Annotated in this window: 15 protein-coding genes; 10 read left to right on the forward strand and 5 right to left on the reverse strand. The window is 72.6% G+C overall.

The features are described 5' to 3' along the window. Positions 1 to 2: 2 nt before the first annotated feature. The 4 genes from ACFV9T_RS24705 (at position 3) to ACFV9T_RS24720 (ending at position 4312) form a co-directional block, all read left to right on the forward strand. A complete protein-coding gene (locus tag ACFV9T_RS24705) occupies positions 3 to 881 on the forward strand; it encodes an alpha/beta hydrolase (protein WP_385443969.1) in 879 nt (292 codons plus the stop codon). 74 nt (positions 882 to 955) lie between these two features. Continuing rightward, positions 956 to 2341 carry a sensor histidine kinase gene (locus tag ACFV9T_RS24710; protein ID WP_385443970.1) on the forward strand — a complete coding sequence of 462 codons (1386 nt, stop codon included), beginning with the start codon at positions 956 to 958 and terminating at the stop codon, positions 2339 to 2341. After that, positions 2338 to 3018 (forward strand): response regulator, encoded by a 681-nt coding sequence (locus ACFV9T_RS24715; protein ID WP_385443971.1) that lies wholly within the window; start codon positions 2338 to 2340, stop codon positions 3016 to 3018. Before ACFV9T_RS24710 ends, ACFV9T_RS24715 begins: the two co-directional genes overlap by 4 nt. A gap of 76 nt (positions 3019 to 3094) precedes the next feature. Then, positions 3095 to 4312, forward strand: a complete 1218-nt coding sequence (locus ACFV9T_RS24720; protein WP_385443972.1) for a cytochrome P450 — start codon at positions 3095 to 3097, stop codon at positions 4310 to 4312. A gap of 89 nt (positions 4313 to 4401) precedes the next feature. Here the strand turns inward: ACFV9T_RS24720 and ACFV9T_RS24725 are convergent, their stop codons facing one another. Then, positions 4402 to 6051, reverse strand: a complete 1650-nt coding sequence (locus ACFV9T_RS24725) for an ABC transporter permease (protein WP_385443974.1) — start codon at positions 6049 to 6051, stop codon at positions 4402 to 4404. Continuing rightward, a complete protein-coding gene (locus ACFV9T_RS24730) occupies positions 6048 to 7004 on the reverse strand; it encodes an ATP-binding cassette domain-containing protein (RefSeq protein WP_385443976.1) in 957 nt (318 codons plus the stop codon). Before ACFV9T_RS24730 ends, ACFV9T_RS24725 begins: the two co-directional genes overlap by 4 nt. Before the next feature lie 101 nt (positions 7005 to 7105). Here ACFV9T_RS24730 and ACFV9T_RS24735 point away from each other — a divergent pair, with 101 nt between their 5' ends. Beyond that, positions 7106 to 7624: a GbsR/MarR family transcriptional regulator gene (locus ACFV9T_RS24735; protein WP_385444066.1), complete on the forward strand. Its 519-nt coding sequence runs from the start codon at positions 7106 to 7108 to the stop codon at positions 7622 to 7624. 29 nt (positions 7625 to 7653) lie between these two features. On the opposite strand, the gene ACFV9T_RS24740 is transcribed toward ACFV9T_RS24735, so the two are convergent. Further along, positions 7654 to 8694, reverse strand: coding sequence for a hypothetical protein (locus ACFV9T_RS24740; protein WP_385444068.1), 1041 nt, complete (start codon positions 8692 to 8694; stop codon positions 7654 to 7656). A 214-nt stretch (positions 8695 to 8908) separates the two neighbouring features. Between ACFV9T_RS24740 and ACFV9T_RS24745 the strand changes: the two genes are divergently transcribed. Beyond that, the gene (locus tag ACFV9T_RS24745; RefSeq protein ID WP_385443978.1) at positions 8909 to 10192 is read left to right on the forward strand and encodes an adenylosuccinate synthase; all 1284 of its coding nucleotides are present in this window, start codon (positions 8909 to 8911) and stop codon (positions 10190 to 10192) included. Between the two features lie 83 nt (positions 10193 to 10275). Here ACFV9T_RS24745 and ACFV9T_RS24750 read toward each other — a convergent pair whose 3' ends face one another. After that, positions 10276 to 12111 (reverse strand): DUF4328 domain-containing protein, encoded by a 1836-nt coding sequence (locus ACFV9T_RS24750; protein WP_385443979.1) that lies wholly within the window; start codon positions 12109 to 12111, stop codon positions 10276 to 10278. Between the two features lie 310 nt (positions 12112 to 12421). On the opposite strand from ACFV9T_RS24750, the gene ACFV9T_RS24755 reads away from it, so the two are divergent. The 3 genes from ACFV9T_RS24755 to ACFV9T_RS24765 all read left to right on the forward strand — a co-directional run bounded on the left by ACFV9T_RS24755 (position 12422) and on the right by ACFV9T_RS24765 (position 15445). After that, positions 12422 to 13792, forward strand: coding sequence for an aspartate aminotransferase family protein (locus tag ACFV9T_RS24755; RefSeq protein WP_385443981.1), 1371 nt, complete (start codon positions 12422 to 12424; stop codon positions 13790 to 13792). Positions 13793 to 13969: 177 nt separating this feature from the next. Continuing rightward, positions 13970 to 14656, forward strand: coding sequence for a GntR family transcriptional regulator (locus tag ACFV9T_RS24760; protein WP_385443983.1), 687 nt, complete (start codon positions 13970 to 13972; stop codon positions 14654 to 14656). 138 nt (positions 14657 to 14794) lie between these two features. Beyond that, a complete protein-coding gene (locus ACFV9T_RS24765; RefSeq protein ID WP_385443985.1) occupies positions 14795 to 15445 on the forward strand; it encodes a hypothetical protein in 651 nt (216 codons plus the stop codon). 33 nt (positions 15446 to 15478) lie between these two features. Here ACFV9T_RS24765 and ACFV9T_RS24770 read toward each other — a convergent pair whose 3' ends face one another. Continuing rightward, the gene (locus tag ACFV9T_RS24770) at positions 15479 to 16228 is read right to left on the reverse strand and encodes an SLATT domain-containing protein (RefSeq protein ID WP_385443987.1); all 750 of its coding nucleotides are present in this window, start codon (positions 16226 to 16228) and stop codon (positions 15479 to 15481) included. A gap of 232 nt (positions 16229 to 16460) precedes the next feature. On the opposite strand from ACFV9T_RS24770, the gene purD reads away from it, so the two are divergent. After that, positions 16461 to 17750: a phosphoribosylamine--glycine ligase gene (gene purD / locus ACFV9T_RS24775; RefSeq protein WP_385444070.1), complete on the forward strand. Its 1290-nt coding sequence runs from the start codon at positions 16461 to 16463 to the stop codon at positions 17748 to 17750. The last annotated feature ends 217 nt before the right edge of the window (positions 17751 to 17967 follow it).

Below are 17967 nucleotides of genomic sequence, written 5' to 3' on the forward strand. Positions count from 1 at the left end.
CGATGAGCCGTGACGCGGCCGCCGAGGAGGCGTCCCTCTTCGGCCACGCCCCGGTGGCGCCCGACGCGACGGCCGCGTACGGCGAACACCCTGACCAGGTGGTGGACTTCCACCTGCCCCGCGACCCGGCGGGCCCCGCCCCGCTGGTCATCCTCTTCCACGGCGGCGCCTGGCGCGCCCCCTACGACCGCCAGCACGTCGCCCCGCTCGCCGCCTGCCTCGCGGAACGCGGCTTCGCGGTGGCGCTGGCGGAATACCGCCGAGGCCCCGCACCGGGCGGCGTCGGCGGGTCGGCCGCTTCCGGCCTGGCGGGCCGTTGGCCGGAGACCTTCGACGACATCGCCGCCGTGGTGGACCGGGTGCCGGGGCTGGTGCGGGAGTTGGGGCTCGGCGGGGTCGACGCCGGGCGCGTCGTGCTCGCCGGGCACTCGGCGGGCGGGCACGCCGCGCTGTGGGCGGCGGCCCGGCACCGGCTGCCGCCGGGCAGCCGGTGGCGGCTGCCCACGGCTCCTCCGGTGTGCGGCGTGGTCGCGCTCGCACCGATCGCGGATCTCGCCGCCGCCCGCGCGCTGCGGGTGTGCTCGGACGCCGTCGACCAGCTGCTCGGCGACCGGATCGCCGCCCGGCTGCCGCTCGCCGATCCCGCCGCGCTGCTGCCCACCGGCGTGCCCACCGTCCTGGTGCAGGGCGGCACGGACGTCGACGTTCCGCCGCAGGTCGCGGACTCCTTCGCGGCGGCCGGGGCGGTCGCCGGGCAGCCGCCGCGGGTGGTGCGCATCGCCGCCGTCGGGCACTTTCCGCTGATCGACCCGGCCACGGCCGCCGCCCGCACGGTCGCCGACGAGATCGCGCGGCTCACCGCGCGGTCGTCACCCTCGTAGTACCTGAGAGGGACGTCGGACAATCACTATCTGTGGGGACGACGCGGGCCCGCCCGCTCCCTACGGTATGAGGCGTGACCCAGACGATTCCGCGGACCGAACTCCGCATCGCCCGCAGTGCGTTGTCCGGCCTGCGGCAGGACTTGATCGACGACGCGTTCGCCATCCGCCCGCTGCCGCCGCTGAGTTCCGGGCATCCGGTGATGCGCAGGATCCCGGAGCGGGCCCGGCGATACGTGGGCTGGCTGCCGCACGCCGCGCTCACGGTCTGCGCGTTCTACGTCATGTGCCAGTCGGTCTTCCTGGTGCCTGACGAGATGAGCAGCCTGGTCCTGGCCCTGCTGAGCGGGGTGCCGCTGCTTCTGACGCTGTTCCGGCCGGCCGGCGCCTGGTGGCTGTCGTTCGGGGCGAGCGCCGCGACGGGGCTGGGGCTGCTGGGGCTGGATCAGACCGTGGGCTGGCCGTGGCCCATACCGCTGGCCATCTCCCACGTCCTGGTGATGGTGGTGGTCGCGGCCCGGTCGCGTCCCCGGGTGGCCACCGAGATATGGCTGCTCACGGCCCTTCTCGCGGTTGTCGCCGAGTACGTCGACACCGACAGCCGGTACACCTCGGACTCCCTCCAGATGCTGGCCGACAGCCAGATCACCTCGGACAGCGTTCAGATGCTGTTCGTCTCCGGGCTGGCGCTCTGCGCCGTCGTCACCATGCGCAGTCTTGGCGAGAGCAAGCGGCGGATCGCGGTGCAGGAGTCGGTGACCGTCGAGGAGCGTTCCCGCCGCACCACGCTGGAGGAGCGCGCGACCATCGCGCGGGAGCTGCACGACGTCGTCGCGCACCACATGTCCGTCATAGCGATCCAGGCGGAGGCGGCCCCGTACCGGGTGGAGAACCCGCCCGAGGAGCTGACCAGGAGCTTCGCGACCATCCGGGAGAACGCGGTGATCGCCCTCACCGAGCTGCGCCGGGTCCTCGGGGTGGTGCGGGCCGATGACATCGGCACGGACACCGACCCCGAGGCGCCCCAGCCCACGCTGGCCGCGCTCGACGGCCTCTTCGCGGGGGTACGGGCGGCGGGCCTGACGGTCGACCACGTCACGACCGGCGCGGTGCGCCCGCTGCCGCAGGGCGTGGAGCTGTCCGCGTACCGCATCGTGCAGGAGGCACTGAGCAACGCGCTGCGCCACGCCCCGGGTTCCACGGCGCGCGTCGAGGTGTCGTATGTGCTGGGCGGTCTCGGGATGCGCATCGTCAACGGGGCGCCCACCAAGGCGGTGCCGCCCTCGCCGGGCATGGGCCACGGGCTGCTCGGCATGCGGGAGCGCGTCACGATGCTGGGCGGGGAGATACGGGCCGGGGCGAGGGAGGAGGACGGCGGCTACGAGATCACCGTCTTCATCCCGGTCCCGGAGGCGCCGGACCCGGACCCAGAGGAGACGGCGGCGGAGCCAAAGATATGAAGGCCATCCGCGTGCTGATCGTCGACGACCAGATGATGGTCCGCGAGGGATTCTCCGTGCTGCTGGGCGCCCAGCCGGACATCGAGGTCGTCGGTGAGGCGGTCGACGGCCGCGAGGCGATAGCCCAGGTCGCGGCGCTGCGCCCGGACGTGGTCCTGATGGACATCCGGATGCCCGAGCTGAACGGGCTGGAGGCGACACGGGAGATCGTCGCGGCGGACGCCGACGCCAAGGTCCTGGTGCTGACCACCTTCGACCTCGACGAGTACGTCTACCAGGCGCTCCGCGCCGGGGCGAGCGGCTTCCTGCTCAAGGACGCCTCGGCCCGTCAGCTCGGCGAGGCGGTGCGGGTGGTGGCGGCGGGGGAGGCGCTGCTGGCGCCCACCGTCACCAAGCGGCTCATCGCGACGTTCTCGCAGCTCGGCGAGTCCGCCCTGCCGGGCGCGGCGCGGCCGGGCCCGCACGAGCGGCTGGACGAGCTGACCGAGCGGGAGAACGAGGTGCTGGTGCTGGTCGCGAAGGGCCGGTCCAACGCGGAGATAGCGGAGCATCTGGTGGTGGCCGAGTCGACGGTGAAGACCCATGTGAGCCGGATCCTGGTCAAGCTCGGCCTGCGCGACCGCACCCAGGCCGCGGTCTTCGCGTACGAGGCACGGCTCGTGACCCCGGGAGGCTGACCCAAGGGACCACCGACCCGCCGACAACGGCCGAAGCCCTCTGGAGGACGGGCCGGTCCGGCGATACGGTCCGGTCATGACCAGCCCAGCCCCTGCCTTCGACCCGTGGCAGCCGTCGTTCGTCGCCGACCCCTACCCGGCCTACGCGAGCCTGCGCGAGCGCGGCAGGGCCCACTGGTTCGCGCCGTCCCGACAGTGGCTGATCCCGCACTTCGAGGACGTACGCGCCCTGCTGACCGACCGTCGGCTGGGCCGTACGTATCTCCACCGCTTCAGCCACGAGGAGTTCGGCCGCACCGCGCCGCCGCCCGAGCACGAGCCGTTCCACACCCTCAACGGCAACGGCATGCTGGACTTGGAGGCGCCGGACCACACCCGGCTGCGGCGGCTCGTCTCCAAGGCGTTCACCCCGCGCACGGTCCAGGCGCTGGTGCCGACGATCCGGCGGCTGGCGGACGGGCTGGTGGACTCGTTCGTCGCCTCCGGCGGCGGCGATCTCATCGCGGCGGTCGCCGAACCGCTGCCGGTCGAGGTCATCGCCGAGATGCTGGGCATCCCGCCCGCCGACCGGCCGGCGCTGCGCCCCTGGTCGGCGGATATCTGTGGGATGTTCGAGCTGAACCCGGGAGAGGAGACGGCGCGCCGCGCGGTCCGGGCCTCGGAGGAGTTCTCGGACTATCTGCGCGGGCTGATCGCCGCCCGCCGCGAGCACCCGGGCGAGGACCTGATCAGCGCGCTGATCGCCGCGCACGACGAGGGGGACCGGCTCTCCGAGCAGGAGATGGTGTCCACCTGTGTGCTGCTGCTGAACGCGGGCCACGAGGCCACCGTCAACACCACCGGCAATGGCTGGTGGACGCTCTTCCGCCACCCCGACCAGCTGGCCCGGCTGCGGTCCGCCCCGGACGCGCTGCTGTCCACAGCTGTGGACGAGCTGCTGCGCTACGACACCCCGCTCCAGCTGTTCGAGCGCTGGGTCCTGGAGGACATCCGGGTCGGCGACACCCTCATCCCGCGCGGCAGCGAGGTCGCCCTGCTCTTCGGCTCGGCCAACCGCGACCCGGCCCGCTTCGAGCGCCCCGACACCCTCGACCTCGCCCGCGCCGACAACCCCCACCTCAGCTTCGGCGCCGGGATCCACTACTGCCTGGGCGCCCCGCTGGCCCGTATCGAACTCGCCTCGTCCTTCGGCGCGCTGCTGCGCGCCGCGCCCGCACTGCGGCTCGTCAGGGAGCCGGAGTGGCAGCCGGGATATGTGATCCGCGGGCTGACGGAGCTGCTGGTGGAGGTCTGAGGTCTGAGGACCCCCGGCACACGACTCGGCGCCGGACCCGCCACAGGGGGTGGGCGGGTCCGGCGCCGAGGCACGGAGGCTGACGGAGGTCAGCCGATGTCGCGGCGGCGCAGGGCCACCAGCCCTCCGGCGGTCAGCACGGCCGAGGCCAGCACCATCCACACGAACGGCGCCGCGGTGACGTCGTCACCGGGCAGCTTCGGCAGATGGCTGAACGGCGAGGTGTTCATGATGGACTGCGACACCTTCAGCGCCGGGCCCATCCAGCCGAGCGCGACCACCCAGCCGACCAGGCCCCAGGCGGCGGCCGAGTACTTCGGGAGCGCCCCGATGAGCAGCACCGTCAGGCTGGTGACCAGCCACACCGCGGGCGTCTGGGAGAGCGCGGCGCCCAGGACGCGAGGCAGCGAGCCGCCCACATCGCCCGACGCCAGCCCGTAGCCGAGGCCCAGCGCGAGACCGCCGATGGCGAGCACGGCGACCGGGCCGAGGTAGGAGATGACCAGGTGGCTGGCGGCCCAGCGCACTCGGCTGACCGCGTTGGACAGCAGCGGTTCGGCCCGCTGGTCGGTCTCCTCGCCGCGCAGCCGCAGCACGGAGCTGGCGGCGTAGACGGTGAGGATGGTGCCGAGGACGCCGACCATGGAGGCCAGGAAGGCGTCGTTGAGCCCCTGGGCGCCGCCCATCCGCTCGATGATCTCGCGGGTCTGGTCGCTGTCGCCGAGGAAGTCGTCGGCGCCGTCCGAGATGGCGCCGAAGATGGCCCCCGCGAAGACGAACCCGGCGGCCCAGCCGACCAGGGCACCGCGCTGGAGGCGCCAGCCCAGGCCGAAGACGCCCTTCAGGAACGGCCCGGCGGCGGGCGGACCGGGGCGGGTCGCGTAGAAGCTGGCGCCGACGTCGCGACGCCCGGCCAGCGAGTACGCGACGGAGATCGACGCGGCGGCCAGCACCGCGATCAGCAGCAGCGGCCACCAGCGCTCGGCCGCGAACGGCCGGGCGTACTCGGCCCAGCCCAGCGGCGAGAGCCAGACCAGCACATGGCCCGAGCCCTTGGAACCGTCCTCGGCGGCGTCACCCGCCATGCGCAGCACGAACGCCACGCCGACCGCGGCCGAGGAGAGCCCCCGGGCGAGCCGCGCGCTCTCGGTGAGCTGGGCGGCGACGGCGGCCAGACCGCCGAAGGCCATCCCGGACAGGCCCACGGCCAGCCCCAGCGCGACCGCCCCGCTGCCGCCCTGCGCCGCGAGACCGCCCGCGACGAGCAGGGTGACGGCGCCGTTGGCGATGGCCACGGTGAGCAGGGCCGAGGTGAGGCCCGCGCGGCGGCCGACCACACAGGAGGACAGCGCCTCCTGGCGGCCGGTCTCCTCCTCCTCGCGGGTGTGCCGGATGACGATGAGCAGGCTCATGATCGCGGCGAACACGGTGAGGAACGCGCCCACCCGCCAGACGGTGAGCGCGCCGAGCGAGTCGCCGAAGGCGGTGCCGAACAGCGCGCGGGTCGCCCCGTTGCCGTTCATGTCCTGGACGAGCTGGGTGCGCTGGGCGGGCGTCTCGTAGGCGCTGTCGAGGCGGCCCACGGTGCTGGAGGCGGTCAGCCCCAGGCACAGCACCCACACCGGCATCATGATCCGGTCACGGCGCAGCGCGAGCCGCAGCAGGGTGCCGGTGCCGGTCAGGTCGCGGGACGAGCCGCGGGCCCGGCCGGTGACCCGGGCGTCGGCTACGGCGGTCATCGCGCGATCGCCTCTTCGGTGTCGGTGCCGGTCCCGGCCCCGGTGCCCGACTCGGCGCCGGTGCGGGTGACGTCGTCCTGGTAGTGGCGGAGGAACAGCTCTTCCAGGGTGGGCGGGGTGGAGGTGAGACTGCGCACGCCCGCCTCGGTGAGCCGCCGCAGCACGGCGTCCAGCTTGTCGCTGTCCACCTGGAGCTTGACGTGGCGGTCCTGGACGTCGAGGCCGTGGACGCCGGGCAGCCCGGTCAGCCCGGTGGGCGCGGCGGCCAGCTCGGCGGTCACCGACGTACGGGTCAGATGGCGCAGCTCGGCGAGGGTGCCGGACTCGACCCGCCTGCCCTTGCGGATGATGCTGACCCGCCCGCACAGCGCCTCGACCTCGCTGAGGATGTGGCTGGAGAGCAGCACGGTGCGGCCGCGGTCGCGCTCCTCGGCCACGCACTCGCGGAAGATCTCCTCCATCAGCGGGTCGAGCCCGGAGGTCGGCTCGTCGAGGATCAGCAGCTCGACCTCGGAGGCGAAGGCGGCGACCAGCGCGACCTTCTGCCGGTTGCCCTTGGAGTAGGTGTGGCCCTTCTTGGTCGGGTCCAGCTCGAACCGCTCCAGCAGCTGGGCCCGCCGGGTCTGGTCAAGACCACCGCGGAGCCGCCCGTACAGGTCGATGACCTCGCCACCGCTCAGGCTGCGCCACAGGGTGACGTCTCCGGGGACGTACGCGATGTGCTGATGGAGGTCGACCGCATCGTGCCAGGGGTCCTTGCCGAGGAGCTGGACCGCACCGGAGTCGGCGCGCAGCAGACCGAGCAGGACGCGGATGCTGGTGGATTTCCCGGCGCCGTTGGGCCCGAGGAAGCCATGGACCTCACCCGCCTCGACTTCGAGGTCGAGGCCGTCCAACGCGTGGGTCCGGCCGAAGGACTTGTGCAGGCCGGACGCGGAGATTGCCGTCTTCATGGTTGCGAAGCTACGCTACTTTCACAAATTTGTGAAGTTAAGGAATCGTATAAACTTATGATGATGTGACGAAGAGAGGAGATGATGAGCCGGTGAGGGAGATGATCGAAGACATCGAAGAAGGACACGACGTACGTGATGACGAGGCGGTGTCCCGGTTCGTCGAGCGGTTCGCCGCCGACCTCGTCGAGGCCGGGATGCAGCGGATGGGCGCCCGCGTCTTCGCCGCTCTGATCGTCTCCGACTCAGGCGCGCTCACCTCCGCCGAACTCGCCGAGCAGCTCCAGATCAGCCCGGCCGCGGTCTCCGGCGCGATCCGCTACCTCGCCCAGGTCGACCTGGTCGCGCGGGAGCGCGAACCGGGCTCCCGGCGCGAGCGCTACCGGCTCTACAACGAGGTCTGGTACGAGACGATGACCCGCCGCGACCAGGTGCTCACCCGCTGGGAGTCCACCATGCGGGACGGTGCGAAGGTCCTCGGCCCCGGGACCCCGGCCGGGCAGCGGGCCTCCGAGACCGCCGAGTTCTTCGAGTTCATGCAGGTCGAGCTGCGCACGATGCTGGAGCGCTGGCGCGCCCGCCAGGAGGCGACCCGCGCCGACGGGGCCGAGGAACCGTAAGCGGTACGACGCGTAAGCCGTACGAGCCGTCACCGGCGGTGCGGCAGGGTAAGGCTCCACGCCCCGGCCAGCACCGTCCAGGTCCGGCTGCGCACCGGGCCGCGCACCAGCGCGTCCGAGTGGTAGCGGAAGTCCTGGCCGGAGACGGTGACGGCCCGGGCCCGCGCCGTGACCGGCCCCCCGGCACCGTCGCCCGCGTGCGGATGGACCACCACATCGGCCAGCCCGCCGCCCGGCGCGGCCGTCGACACCGAGACGCCCTCGACCCGCCGGTCCAGATCGGTCAGCAGCACCCCGTCCGCCTCGACCCGCAGCCGCTGCGGCGGCGGGCGCTCCCGGCGCCCCCGGCCACCCCCGCCCAGCCCCATGACCGGCAGCGACAGCAGGGTCAGCGCCGTCCGCGCGGTGCGCGCCGCCGGGGTCCACCAGGGGTGGTGGCCGCCGGTGGCGCAGCCGCCCGCGCCCCGCGCCCCCGCCTCGCCGCCCGGCCCGGCCGCGCCGCCGGGCCCGGCCGCGCCGGTGGGGTCCACGGCGTACGGATCGCAGCCGCAGTCGCAGCCGTCCGCCGCCCCGCCCGGCGCGCCGCCGCCCGCGACACCGTTCGCGGCGACCGGCCCCGTACGCGCGGGCCCCGCAGGTGGCGCCGTACCGGCCGCGCCGTCCCCGCCGGGGATGCGCAAGGCCCCGAGGACCACCCCGCCGCTCTCGTCGACCAGCAGGTCACGCGGGCGGGCGGACCCGTCGAGCACCGTGCGCGCCGCCGCGACCGCGTCCGTCGGCACGCCGAGCGCGTGGGCGAGGGCGACCGTGGCCGCCCCGCCGACGGGCACGACCGACAGCGCCGCGTCCGCCAGCTCGCGCTGCCGGTGCAGCAGCTCCACGACCCGCAGCAGGGCCCGGTCGTCGCCCACCACCACCGGCCGCCGTCCGCCGCGCCGGGCGAGTGCCCGCTCGACTTCCTCGGGGCCGTCCGGCAGGCAGATTTTCGTTTGCGCGCCCGCACACAGCACATCTTTCGCGATGCGCACCGACTCCCCGTCCGTTCGCCGGGCGGTGGGGTCGATGACCATGAGCAGGCGGCGCCCCCGGACGGTGTCCGGCGGAGAGTGCCAGGGGTCTGGAGCCGACACCTCGGTCCTTCCTCAGGTAATCTCTCGGTGCAAGAGCCCCTGTCGCTGTTGCGCCAGGGGCTTCGTCTATCCGGGGCACCGGTTCGACGGCTCTTGTGGTGACGCACGCCACCACGCACGTTGGACATGCCCCGCCCGGAAGGGGTGTACGCCTGTGCCCGCACTTGTGCTGCTCGGTGCTCAGTGGGGTGACGAGGGCAAGGGAAAGGCCACCGACCTGCTCGGTGGCTCGGTCGACTATGTGGTCCGCTACCAGGGCGGCAACAACGCGGGTCACACGGTGGTGGTCGGCGACCAGAAGTACGCCCTGCACCTGCTCCCGTCCGGCATCCTCTCGCCCGGATGCACCCCCGTCATCGGTAACGGCGTCGTCGTCGACCCCGCGGTCCTGCTCTCCGAGCTGAGCGGGCTGAACGAGCGCGGCGTCGACACGTCCAAGCTGCTGATCAGCGGTAACGCGCATCTGATCACGCCGTATCACACGACGATCGACAAGGTGACGGAACGCTTCCTCGGGAAGCGCAAGATCGGCACCACCGGCCGTGGCATCGGCCCGTCCTACGCCGACAAGATCAACCGCGTCGGCATCCGGGTCCAGGACATCTTCGACGAGTCGATCCTGCGGCAGAAGGTCGAGGCCGCTCTCGACTTCAAGAACCAGGTGCTCGCCAAGCTCTACAACCGCCGCGCCATCGCCGTGGAGCAGGTGGTCGAGGAGCTGCTGGGGTACGCGGACCAGCTCGGCGGCTACGTCGCCGACACCACCCTGATCCTCAACAACGCCATCGACCAGGGCCAGGTCGTGCTCTTCGAGGGCGGCCAGGGCACCCTGCTCGATGTCGACCACGGCACGTACCCCTTCGTCACGTCCTCCAACCCGACCGCGGGCGGCGCCTGCACCGGGACCGGCGTCGGGCCGACGAAGGTCAACCGCGTGATCGGGATCCTGAAGGCCTACACCACGCGCGTCGGCGCGGGCCCCTTCCCGACCGAGCTGCTCGACGAGGACGGCGAGAAGCTGCGCACCATCGGCGGCGAGCGCGGTGTGACCACCGGCCGCGACCGGCGCTGCGGCTGGTTCGACGCGGTGATCGCGCGCTACGCGACCCGGGTCAACGGGCTCACCGACTTCTTCCTCACCAAGCTCGACGTGCTCACCGGCTGGGAGCGGATCCCGGTGTGCGTGGCGTACGAGATCGACGGCAAGCGGGTCGAGGAACTGCCGTACAGCCAGACCGACTTCCACCACGCCAAGCCGATCTACGAGACGCTGCCGGGCTGGTCGGAGGACATCACCCAGGCCAAGACCTTCGACGACCTGCCGAAGAACGCGCAGAAGTACGTGCAGGCGCTGGAGGACATGTCCGGCGCGCCGATCTCGGCGATCGGCGTCGGCCCGGGCCGGGACGAGACGATCCAGATCAACTCGTTCCTCTGAGGCCCCCGGGCCCCGGCCCACTACGTACGGCCCGCACGAACGGCGTCATCGCGCCGCGTGCGGGCCGTCGTACGTAAGGCACCTCAGCCGACGGGCGGGCCGAAGACCCCCGCGGGCACGGGCGGTTGCTGCTGCTGCCGCTGCGCCGCCCGGCGCCGCTCCTGCATCCCGGTCAGCTTCACCACCACGGTGATCGCCAGCACCGCGGCCAGCAGCGAGATGCCGTCGTCCGCGATGTGACCGGCGACCCCGATCCGCTTGTCCACGCTCCTGGTGTTGTCGACGGTCACTTCCAGGATCCCGGCGGACGGGGCGGAGAAGCACATCAGCACGAACCCCATCCACCACCAGTGCAGCGCCGCGCGGGGCACCCGGCCGGGGCCCGGGCGGGCGCTGGCGGTCCAGATGTCGTTCGCGATCTGCTTGGGGATCCACAGCAGGGCGATCGGGATGAACCACGCCCCGATGGCGTAGCCGCTGCCGAAGCGCAACCGGCCGGGGGACAGGGCCGTGGCGTTGACGTACGTACGCCGGAACCACACCAGCCACAGCACGACCAGCGCCACCACGCACATGCCCAGCGCGCCGTCCAGCGAGGCGACCGCCTCCGCCCTGCGCTCGACCGCGGCGTTGGACCCCTCGTCCTCGGCCAGGTCGCGCAGCGCGCCGAACTGCGACATCCGCAGATACAGATCGCTGATCGTCAGCAGCATCCACACGACGAACACGGCCACCAGGGTGTTCCCCAGCGCGCGCACCGAGCGCACCTTCTGGCCCCCGGCCGTGGGGCCGCTCGGGGTCTGGTAGCCGCCCGCCTGCGGCCACGGGCTGCCCGGCTGCTGCTGTGCGCCGTTCATCGGGTACCCGTACGCCGCCGGGGCGCTGGGCGCGCCGTACGCGGACGGGGGGTTCGGAGTGGAGGGTCCGGCCGCTCCCGCCGCCGCGCCCGCGCTCGGTGTGGCGTACGCGCTCTGCGGCGTGGCGGGCGCCGGGGCCGTCGCCTGCTGATGCGGGTTCTCGGCCTCCAGCAGCTGCAGCGCGTCCCGCCCGAGCCGGGCCAGCAGCCCGCCCGGCAGCCACGGCTCGGCGGCGTCGGGCGCGGCCGCCTCGGTGTACGTGATCAGGTCCGGCACCGAAGGCCGCTGCGCCGGGTCCTTGCTCAGACAGGCGGTGACCAGGCCGAGCAGTCCCTCGGGCAGCCCCTCAAGATCGGGCTCCTCCTGGGCTATTCGGTACATCAGCGCGTGTATGCCGCTGTCCACCCGGCCGAACGGCTGCCGCCCGGTGGCCGCGAACGCGAGCACCGATCCCAGGCAGAACACATCGCTCGCCGTGGTCACCGTCTCGCCGCGCACCTGCTCCGGCGACATGAACCCCGGCGAGCCGACGACCGCGCCCGTCGCCGTCAGATTGCTGTTGCCGCTCACCGCGTCCAGGGCGCGGGCGATGCCGAAGTCGATGACCCGCGGGCCGTCGATCGTGATCAGAATGTTGGACGGCTTGAGATCGCGGTGGATCAGCCCCGCGCCGTGGATGTCGCGCAGCGCCAGCGACAGACCGTGCGCCAGGACCCGCACCGACTGCTCGGGCAGCGCCCCGAAGTCGTCGGCCACCACCTCGTGCAGCGACGGTCCCCCGATGTACCCCGTGGCCACCCAGGGCACCTCGGCCTCGGTGTCGGCGTCGAGCACGGGCGCGGTCCACTGGCCGCCCACCCGTCTCGCCGCCTCCACTTCACGCTTGAAGCGGCCCCGGAAATCCGGTTGCCGGGCGAGTTCGGCCTGCACCAGCTTCACGGCGACGGTCCGGCCCCGGGCCGAACGGGCGAGGTACACCTTGCCCATTCCGCCCTCGCCAAGCCTGCCGAGCAGCTGGTACTCGCCGATCCACCGCGGGTCCTGGGCCCCGAGGTTCTCCATCGCGGTGTGGCTCCTGTCCCTGTGCCGATGGTCCCCGTACGCCGATCGGCCGATCAGTTCAGACGGGTGAAGGTCTGGGTCATCGTCTCATCGCTCTAGCTGTCCGGATCTTCATACACCACCCGGAACTTGTCCTTTCCAGGACGCGGAGAAAGTGCGTGAGGTTCCCGGCGCGCACAGATCCTCCGCCGGCCCGACACCCTGCCGGGTCAGCGGGCCGAAGCTGTACACCTTGGCGGTGTGCGGCCGGTCCGGGCGCTCCGTACGCTGGGGGGCGCCCCAGACCCGCGAGCGATCCGAGGTAGCGAACGTGTCCGTGCAGCCCACGCACCCCACCCCCGATCCCGCCGCCGGCGCCGCCGTCAAGGCCGCCGACCGCGCGCATGTCTTCCACTCCTGGTCCGCGCAGGGGCTGATCGACCCGCTCGCGATCGCGGGCGCCGACGGCTCGTACTTCTGGGACTACGAGGGCAACCGCTACCTCGACTTCAGCTGTCAGCTGGTGAACACCAACATCGGCCACCAGCACCCCAAGGTCGTCGCCGCCATCCAGGAGCAGGCGGCGAAGATGTGCACGATCGCGCCCGGCTTCGCCGTGGACGTACGGTCCGAGGCGGCGCGGCTGGTCGCCGAGCGCACCCCCGGCGACCTGGACAAGATCTTCTTCACCAACGGCGGCGCCGAGGCGGTCGAGAACGCGATCCGCATGGCCCGGCTGCACACCGGCCGCCCCAAGGCGCTCTCCGCCTACCGCTCGTACCACGGCGCCACCGCCGCCGCGATCAACCTGACCGGTGACCCGCGCCGCTGGCCCTCCGACACCGCCTCGGCCGGGGTGGTCCACTTCTGGGCGCCGTTCCTCTACCGCTCGCCGTTCCACGCCGAGAACGAGGCGCAGGAGTGCGAGCGCGCGCTGCGCCACCTCGAGGACACCATCGCCTACGAGGGCCCGGCGACCATCGCCGCGATCATCCTGGAGACCATCCCCGGCACCGCCGGGATCATGGTGCCGCCGCCCGGCTATCTGGCCGGGGTCCGGGAGATCTGCGACCGGTACGGGATCGTCTTCATCCTGGACGAGGTCATGGCGGGCTTCGGCCGCACCGGCCACTGGTTCGCGGCCGACCACTTCGGCGTCACCCCGGACCTCCTGACCTTCGCCAAGGGCGTCAACTCCGGCTATGTGCCGCTCGGCGGCGTCGCCATCTCGGCCGAGATCGCCGCCACCTTCGACCAGCGGCCCTACCCCGGCGGCCTCACCTACTCCGGGCATCCGCTCGCCTGCGCCTCCGCCGTCGCCACCATCAACGCGATGGCGGAGGAGGGCATCGTGGAGAACGCGGCCACGATCGGGAAGGACGTGATCGGCCCGGCCCTGAAGGAGATCGCAGAGCGCCACCCGTCGGTCGGCGAGGTGCGCGGTCTGGGCGTCTTCTGGGCGCTCGATCTGGTCAAGAACAAGGAGACGCGCGAACCGCTCGTCCCGTACAACGCGAGCGGTGCCGCCAACCAGCCGATGGCCGACTTCGCGGCCGCCTGCAAGCGCGGCGGGCTGTGGCCGTTCGTGAACATGAACCGAACGCATGTGGTGCCGCCGTGCACGGTCACCGAGTCCGAGGCCAAGGAGGGTCTGGCCATCCTGGACGAGGCGCTGAACGCGGCGGACGCCCACACCGCGTAGCCGCGTCCTCACCGGGGCGTCACGTCCCCTTCACACCCCATAGCCACATATAGGCGTCCGGTGTAGACCACCACCTGACTCTGCGTACTTTGCGCAACGGCCCTCGCATATCGTGATGCGAGGGCCGTCCGCTTCCGGATGACATGACACGACGGCCGCGGAAGGAGACGGTCCTCGATGCCCGTGCCCGGCACCAGCCCGGTCAAGCGGAACACCCTCCGGCAGCAGATCGCCGACGCGCTGTGTGACGAGGTGCTCGCGGGCAGACTGCCGGCGGGACGGCAGTTCACCGTCAAGGAGATGGCCGACCACTACGGCGTCTCCGCCACCCCGGTCCGCGAGGCCCTGCTCGACCTGTGCTCACAGGGGCTGCTGGACGTCGAGGAACACCGTGGCTTCAAGGTCCACGAGTTCACCATCAAGGACTTCCGGCACATGGTCGACGCCCGCAACATGGTCGTCGAAGGGCTGTTCCGGCATGCCGTCGAGCAGACGCTGAGCACCATGAACCCGCAGTCCCTGGGCTCGGTGCGGCGCCGCGCCGAGGCCGCCGAGCGGGCCGCCCGCTGCGGCGACCTCGACATCCTCATCGGCTACGACCTGCGCTTCTGGCGCGAGATATGCGGGCTGGTCGGGAACCCCTACATCACCGACTTCCTCCAGCGGCTGCGCATGCAGACCTGGGTCTTCACCGTGCCCTATCTGCGCCGGGTCCCCGATCTGCGCGGCGAGCTGTGGGCGGGCCACTGCGAGCTGACCGCGGCCGTCACCCGCGGTGACCCCACGGGGTCCGAGCGGCTGATAGCGGCGTACAACGCGCACTTCCGTGCGCTCATCGAGCGGTTGGTCACCGACGCCCCCTGAGCGCCACCCTGAGCACCCATCCGAGCGCCCACCCGAGGGTGACAGCTGCCGTCTGCGCTCTTCGCGCCGCGTATCCGGGGCACTACGCTGAACCGACCAGCGACCATACGGATACGACGGATACGAGAGTGAGATCGCGTGGCCTGTGACCTCTGGCTGGTCCCCCTCGTCGATGTGCTGTGCCACAGCCCCGACAATCCCTTCGCCGACGAGATCGCAACCTACGACAAGGCACTCGGTGAAGCCGGTCTGCCGCCGGTGCCCGTCCTCGGCTACATGCCCGGCCTCTCCGGGGACGTCGCCCCGGTAGCCGGATTCGACTACGACGCACTCCACTTCCTCCGCCGCGCCTACCTCCTGCAGCTGTGCGGACTCGCGGTCACCCCGGTCGACGAACTCGGCGGGGACTACGAGCAGTTGCTGGAGATGTTCGAGCCCACGGCCCAGCAGTCGCACCTGGTGTGGCACTACGACCACGCGGGTGCCTACGTCCCGGTCGACTTCCCGAGCCCGCTGTCCAACGACGAACTCATGGAGGGCGGCGGCCCGCTGGGGTCCAGCCATGGGCTGCTGCGCGAACTGGAGGCGGTCGCCCCGGCGCTCGGCATCGACCCGGCCAACCCCCCGGCCGCCCCCACGCCCCCCGCCCGGCCGACCAGCCTGGAGGAACCGGCCACGCCCGGACCGTACGAGGACAGCCCGTTCGCGCGCGAACGCCATGTCTGGCTGGGGCTGCACGCGGCCGCGACCCGCAGCCTGGGCCAGGGCTCGATGATCCTCTTCAGCTGAAGCCCGGCCCCTGACCCCGTGGCGCCCCGCGTCTCAGCGGGGCGGCTCGGGAGGACGCTGCCGCGGCATGTTGGGGCGGGTGCTGCCCGGCGGCAGCGGAAAGCGGTGCGCGGGGCTCCCGCTGTCCGGGCGGGAGCCCTGGGCCACCAGTGACTGGGTGAACAGCGAATGGGTGAACATCGGCGCCGAACCCGAGCCGAAATCCACCATCCAGCCCGCGGTCTCCATCCGCACCAGCTCGGACACGTCCTCGCAGAACCGCCGCAGCACCGCGAGGCACCGCTCCACGGCCTCGGACGCGGTGCCCTCGGTCGGGCCCAGCACCTCCCGGACGCTCTCCGACGCCCAGTCGAACTGCAGCGACTCCAGCCGCCGCTGCACGGCCTGTGCCGTGGCCACGTCCCGCATCCAGCCGGACGTCAGCCCGAAGTACCGGTCGCAGCCCACGCACGCGACGGCCAGCAGCAGCGCCAGGGCGCCCCATCCGGCCCCGCCGCCCAGCACCCCGTTCAGCTCCAGCAGGGCCAGTACGACCCCCGCCACCGCGCCCGCCGCGGCCCCCGCCCGCAGCACCCGGGCGGCCCGCCGCTTCCACAGCCGGTCGGCCAGATACCAGTCGCCCACCCGCAGCGCGCCCTCCTCGACCCACTGGTACAGCTCGTCGAGGCGCTCGGCGGGCTCCCCCCAGTCGCCGTGCGGGAACGTCCGGCCGAGCAGGTCCTGCTGCGGCCTCGCCCCCTCCTGCCGAGGGAGTTCCTCGGGCTGCATCTCCGGCTGACTCACCCGTGCACTCCCTCTGCGGCGGTGTATCTCCTGGCACGCCGCTGAGGCGCGACGACCATTCCTACCGCCGAACGGCTGGCCACGCGGCCACGATCACGGGTATTCCGCCCATAAGTGGTGGACATCGGATATAGGGCCCCATCCCCACTCACCCGAAAGAGTGCCCGCCCGCCCGTCCCGCGTCCTGACCCGGCCGGGCCGCCCGGACGGGGGAGGCCGTAGGGTGCCTACCGTGAAGGTCCTCGTCATCGGCGGCGGCGCCCGCGAACACGCCCTGTGCCGCTCCCTCTCCCTCGATCCCGACGTCACCGCTCTGCACTGCGCGCCCGGCAACGCCGGGATCGCGGAGGTCGCCGAGCTGCACGCCGTCGACGCCCTCGACGGCGCCGCCGTCGCCGCTCTGGCCGCCACGCTGGAAGCGGACCTGGTCGTCGTCGGCCCGGAGGCGCCGCTCGTCGCGGGCGTCGCCGACGCCGTGCGCGCCCGGGGTATCCCGGCCTTCGGACCGTCCGCCGAGGCCGCCCAGCTGGAGGGGTCGAAGGCGTTCGCGAAGGACGTCATGGCGGCGGCGAACGTGCCCACCGCCCGCGCGTACGTCTGCACCACACCCGCCGAGGTCGACGAGGCCCTGGACGCCTTCGGCCCGCCGTACGTGGTCAAGGACGATGGCCTCGCCGCGGGCAAGGGCGTCGTGGTGACCAGCGACCTGGCGGCGGCCCGCGAGCACGCGCTCGCCTGCGGACGCGTGGTGATCGAGGAGTTCCTCGACGGCCCCGAGGTGTCGCTGTTCGCGGTGACCGACGGCGAGACCGTCGTACCGCTCCAGCCCGCCCAGGACTTCAAGCGCGCGTATGACGGCGACGAGGGCCCGAACACCGGCGGCATGGGCGCCTACTCCCCGCTGCCCTGGGCCGACCACGCCCTGGTGGACGAGGTCGTGGCCACGGTCTGCCAGCCCACCGTCGACGAGCTGCGCCGCCGCGGCACGCCCTTCTCCGGGCTGCTGTACGCGGGGCTCGCGATCACCTCGCGCGGGGTGCGGGTCATCGAGTTCAACGCGCGCTTCGGCGACCCGGAGACCCAGGTCGTCCTGGCCCGGCTGAAGACCCCGCTCGCAGGTCTGCTCAAGGCCGCCGCGACCGGTGCGCTGGCCGCCGAGCCGCCGCTGCGCTGGAGCGACGGCGCCGCGGTGACCGTCGTGATCGCCTCACACAACTACCCCGGCACCCCGCGCACCGGCGACCCGATCACCGGCCTGGACGAGGTCGCCGCCGAGGACGCGCCCACGGCGTACGTGCTGCACGCGGGCACCAAGCGGGACGGCGCGTCCGGCGACGTGCTGAGCGCGGGCGGACGGGTGCTGTCCGTCACCGCCTCCGGCTCCGACCTGGCCAAGGCCCGGGAGCGGGTGTACCAGGCGGTGTCCCGGATCGGGCTCGACGGCTCCCACCACCGGACCGACATCGCCGCCAAGGCGGCCACCGAGGGTGCGGGCGGCGCGGAAGGCGCAGTCGGAGCCTGAGCCCGGGCCCCGGCCGGAGTTCCCGGTTCTCCCCAAGGCCATTCCATCGGGTGAGGGCTTCCGCATCCTGCTGACGCACGCCCCGCCTCCAACTACTGTGCCGCTCAGGCGAGGTGCGGCAACTGGCCCATCGGCATTGCGGAGCGGGCGGCCGGTGCCACAGTGGGTGGATAGACAACGCCGCCGTCGTCCGCTGTTCAACCACAGGCCGGACAGT

This window comes from Streptomyces sp. NPDC059850 (assembly GCF_042731515.1).
GTDB lineage: Bacteria > Actinomycetota > Actinomycetes > Streptomycetales > Streptomycetaceae > Streptomyces.

Excerpts from the sequence above, each read along its gene's own strand:
- ACFV9T_RS24705 (WP_385443969.1), top strand. The coding sequence starts at position 3 with ATGAGCCGTGACGCGGCCGCCGAGGAGGCGTCCCTCTTCGGCCACGCC.
- ACFV9T_RS24715 (WP_385443971.1), top strand. The coding sequence starts at position 2,338 with ATGAAGGCCATCCGCGTGCTGATCGTCGACGACCAGATGATGGTCCGC.
- ACFV9T_RS24720 (WP_385443972.1), top strand. The coding sequence starts at position 3,095 with ATGACCAGCCCAGCCCCTGCCTTCGACCCGTGGCAGCCGTCGTTCGTC.
- ACFV9T_RS24725 (WP_385443974.1), bottom strand. The coding sequence starts at position 6,051 with ATGACCGCCGTAGCCGACGCCCGGGTCACCGGCCGGGCCCGCGGCTCG.
- ACFV9T_RS24730 (WP_385443976.1), bottom strand. The coding sequence starts at position 7,004 with ATGAAGACGGCAATCTCCGCGTCCGGCCTGCACAAGTCCTTCGGCCGG.
- ACFV9T_RS24735 (WP_385444066.1), top strand. The coding sequence starts at position 7,106 with ATGATCGAAGACATCGAAGAAGGACACGACGTACGTGATGACGAGGCG.
- ACFV9T_RS24740 (WP_385444068.1), bottom strand. The coding sequence starts at position 8,694 with ATGGTCATCGACCCCACCGCCCGGCGAACGGACGGGGAGTCGGTGCGC.
- ACFV9T_RS24750 (WP_385443979.1), bottom strand. The coding sequence starts at position 12,111 with ATGGAGAACCTCGGGGCCCAGGACCCGCGGTGGATCGGCGAGTACCAG.
- ACFV9T_RS24760 (WP_385443983.1), top strand. The coding sequence starts at position 13,970 with ATGCCCGTGCCCGGCACCAGCCCGGTCAAGCGGAACACCCTCCGGCAG.